Annotated in this window: 3 protein-coding genes and 1 pseudogene; 3 read left to right on the top strand and 1 reads right to left on the bottom strand. The window is 64.2% G+C overall.

The features are described from left to right. Nucleotides 1-1155 (top strand): citrate:proton symporter (locus VMR39_RS09070; RefSeq protein ID WP_325415652.1); only part of this gene is annotated, 1155 nt, incomplete at its 5' end. An 18-nt stretch (nucleotides 1156-1173) separates the two neighbouring features. Then, nucleotides 1174-2253, top strand: coding sequence for an AbrB family transcriptional regulator (locus VMR39_RS09065; RefSeq protein WP_325415651.1), 1080 nt, complete (start codon nucleotides 1174-1176; stop codon nucleotides 2251-2253). On the opposite strand, the gene VMR39_RS09060 is transcribed toward VMR39_RS09065, so the two are convergent. After that, on the bottom strand, nucleotides 2237-2890 hold the full coding sequence (locus VMR39_RS09060; protein WP_325415650.1) for a YjbE family putative metal transport protein: 654 nt from the start codon (nucleotides 2888-2890) through the stop codon (nucleotides 2237-2239). The two genes, VMR39_RS09065 and VMR39_RS09060, sit on opposite strands and share 17 nt — an antisense overlap. Nucleotides 2891-3206: 316 nt before the next feature. Between VMR39_RS09060 and VMR39_RS09055 the strand changes: the two are divergent. Next, nucleotides 3207-3644, top strand: a pseudogene (locus VMR39_RS09055) (acyl-[ACP]--phospholipid O-acyltransferase); the annotation flags it as partial.

The following is a 3644-nucleotide window of genomic DNA, read 5'->3' as shown; positions in this document are numbered from 1 at the left end:
GGCATCAAGAATCTGGCGCCCACCGGCGTGATGCTTCTCTTCGCCATCCTCTTCTTCTCGACAATGACGGATACGGGCCTGTTCGATCCGCTGGTGGGGCGACTGGTGAAGCTGGTGCATGGCGATCCGCTGCTGATCCTGCTGGGGTCGGTGGTGTTGTGCGCGATCGTCAGCCTGGATGGCGACGGGTCCACGACCTACATCATCACCTGTGCTGCGCTTCTGCCGCTCTACAAGCGGTTCGACATGAAGCGCATCTACCTCGTCTGCCTGTTGATGGTGACGAGCGGCATCATGAACCTGACGCCGTGGGGCGGCCCCACCGCCCGCGCCGCCAGCGCGCTGAAGCTCGATCCGGCGACCCTGTTCCTGCCGCTCATCCCCGGCATGATCGCAGGTCTTGCCTTCCTGCTGGGCCTCGCCTTCTGGTTCGGGATCAAGGAACGGCGTCGTCTGGGTCACGTCCGTCTGCCCACCCAGCGCGAGCCGGTCGACATCGCCGACCTCGGCGTATCGCAATATCCCGAAGCGCGCCGTCCGCACCTGCGCTGGTTCAACGCCGCGCTTGTGATCGCGCTGCTCGTTCTGCTCGTCTGGGGCGTGCTGCCTTTGTCGGTCCTGATGATGATCGCCTTCGCCATCGCCATGATCGTCAACTATCCCGGCGTTGCCCAGCAGAAGGAACGGATCGCCGCCCATGCCGGCAACGTCCTGTCGGTCGTGTCGCTGATCTTCGCCGCCGGCATCTTCACCGGCATCCTCGGCGGCACCGGCATGGTGGAAGCCATGAGCAAGGAAGTCGTTGGCTTCATCCCGCCCGCATTGGGGCCGTATATGGCGCCGATCACGGCTTTGCTGTCCATGCCCTTCACCTTCTTCATCTCCAACGACGCCTTCTATTTCGGCATGTTGCCGATCCTGGCGGAGGCGGGGTCGCATTATGGCGTCGATCCGATGGCGATCGCCCGCGCGTCGCTGATGGGACAGCCGGTTCACCTGCTCAGCCCGCTGGTACCGTCCACTTATCTGCTGGTCAGCCTCGCCGGAATCGACCTGGCCGACCATCAGCGCTTTACCCTGGTGCCGGCTGCCGCCGTCTGCATCGTCATGACGCTGGTCGGCATGATCGCGCTGGCTTTCCCCTTCGTCGCATGAACTACAAGGAATCAGACCATGGTCCGCAACATCCCGATCGGATTATGGTCTGATACCACGGGGATGATCCTCCGCTTCCTCGCCGCGCTGGCCGTGGGCGCAGGGGGCGGCGCGCTGTTCCTGGAGATCGGCGCACCCCTGCCATGGGTGCTGGGATCGATGGCCGCCTGCGCCATCGCCAGCGTCGCGGGCCTGCCGATCCAGGCATCGTCCGCCACCCGCCGACCGATGGCGGCTGTCATCGGCGTGGTGCTGGGCAGCAGCTTCGGTCCGCATCTTCTGCCCCAGGCGCGCGACTGGATCGTCCCCCTCCTCGCCTTGCCTTTCTTCCTCGCCAGCGCGGCGCTGCTCTGCGTCACCTATTTTCGCAAGGTCGCGAAGTTCGATCCCGTTACCGCCTATTTTGCTGGGATGCCCGGCGGCATCGCCGAAATGGTCGTGATGGGAGCGGAACGTGGCGCCGACGAACGCGCCATCGGCCTGATCCATGGCGCGCGCATCTTTCTGGTCGTCTTCATCCTGCCCTTCCTCATCCGACTGGACCATGCGCCGGTCGCCATCGCGCCCACCGCTGCGGTGACGGGCGAGGTCGCGGACTGGAGCCTGTTGCTCTGGGCGGTCGGGTGCGTGGTGTCGGGGCTGTTCATCGGCAGGCTGCTGCGCCTGCCGGCCTGGCATCTGGTCGGGCCGCTGGCGGTCAGCGCGGCCGTCCATATGAGCGGCCTCGCCGATTTCCGTATTCCCGGCTGGGCGCTCGCCGCTGCACAGGTCGGCCTTGGCGCCACCATCGGTTGCCGCTTCGTGGGTCTGACGCTGAAGACATTGCTGCGCACCCTGGCGCTGGCGGCGGGATCGACGCTGATCCTGCTGGCGGTCACATTTGCTTGGGCGGCCGGCGTCAGCGCGCTGACCGGGCTGGACCCGGTGCTGCTGACGCTCGCCTATTCGCCGGGCGGCCTTGCCGAAATGAGCATGGTGGCGCTCAGCCTTGCGCTCGAACCCGGCGTGGCCATCATCCATCACCTGACCCGAGTGGTGCTGGTTCTGATCGGCGCACCACTCGGATTCAGGTCTATGGATATCAGAAGAGAGTCATGAGGCCCGTCGCCGGGTCGATCACGCCTTCATAGATCATCTTGCCGGCGACATAGAGGATCACGACCAGTCCGAAATAGGCGATCGCGCGATAGCGTTCGATCACGCGGGCCAGCAGGTTTGCCGCAACGCCCATCAGCGCGACCGACAGGATCAGGCCGACGACGAGAATGCCGGGATGTTCGCGGGCAGCACCCGCGACCGCGAGCACATTGTCCAGGCTCATCGACACGTCGGCGATGGCGACCGCCCAGGCCGCCTGGGCAAAGCCCTTGGGTGCCGCCTTGCCGGCAATATCCTCGGCATCCTCGGCTTCGCCGCCCGAACGCAGTTCGCGCCACATCTTCCACGCGACCCAGACCAGCAGCAGGCCCCCGGCAAAGACAAGGCCGACCAGTTGCATCAGCTGCGTCACCAGCAGCGCGAAGGCGATGCGCAGCACCAGCGCCGCAATCACGCCGATCGCGATCACCTTGCGCCGCGATGCGGGCGGCAGGCCGGCGGCCAGCGCGCCGACGACGATGGCATTGTCCGCCGCCAGCATGATGTCGATCAGCACCACCTGGCCAAAGGCGGCGAGCGCGGACGGAGAGCCGAGATTGGAAAAATCGGCGACGATATGGGTCCAGATGTCGTTCATAAATCCTCTCGCCATCCGGCAGGGGAGGGCATCGGGACGCCAGCGCCTGAACGAACGGCCTTTGCCATGCGGGTCGCGTTATGCTGTCCGCCAGTGCGGACCGCCGCCGCATAGGCGGGGAAGCTGTCATCAACCTTTCAGATCAACGGAAACGGGCCGACGGCCATCCTTCAGATTTTAATTGATCACTGCTCAATTTATGTTTATCAGCGACGGGAGACGAAGGAGATCGACGAAGAGGTGGGCTACGCCCGATACCGTTTAACGTCGCGTCTACACCTACTGCCTATTGCTCTCATCCAAGGGGGTATTGTTCATGTCCGCACCTGATCTGTCGCTGCTTGGAAAACGTCGTTTCGCGCCTTTGTTCGTCGTCCAGTTCCTTGGGGCATTCAACGACAACCTACTGAAATTCGCGCTGCTGTTCCTCGCCAATTTCGTCCTGTTCCGCGCCGAACCGGACAAGGCGGAATTGCTGGCGACGATCGCGACGGGGCTGTTCATCCTGCCCTATTTCCTCTTCTCCGCGCTGGCGGGGCAGATCGCCGATTCCTGGGACAAGGCGAAGCTGGTGCGCGCGGTGAAGGCGGCCGAAGTCGTCATCATGACCACGGCGCTGCTCGGCTTCTGGCTGGAATCGGTGCCGTTGCTGCTCGCCTGCCTCTTCTTCATGGGGCTGCATTCGACCATCTTCGGTCCGGTCAAATTCTCGATCCTGCCGCAGCATCTCCACCCGCAGGAGATGATGGGCGGC

It is taken from the genome of Sphingobium sp., assembly GCF_035511395.1.
In the GTDB taxonomy this organism is placed as follows: domain Bacteria; phylum Pseudomonadota; class Alphaproteobacteria; order Sphingomonadales; family Sphingomonadaceae; genus Sphingobium.
Note: the sequence above shows the minus strand (reverse complement) of the source record. Positions and strands in the feature narration are given on the sequence as shown.

Coding starts and splice junctions, on each gene's coding strand:
- VMR39_RS09065 (WP_325415651.1), top strand. CDS start 1,174: ATGGTCCGCAACATCCCGATCGGATTATGGTCTGATACCACGGGGATG.
- VMR39_RS09060 (WP_325415650.1), bottom strand. CDS start 2,890: ATGAACGACATCTGGACCCATATCGTCGCCGATTTTTCCAATCTCGGC.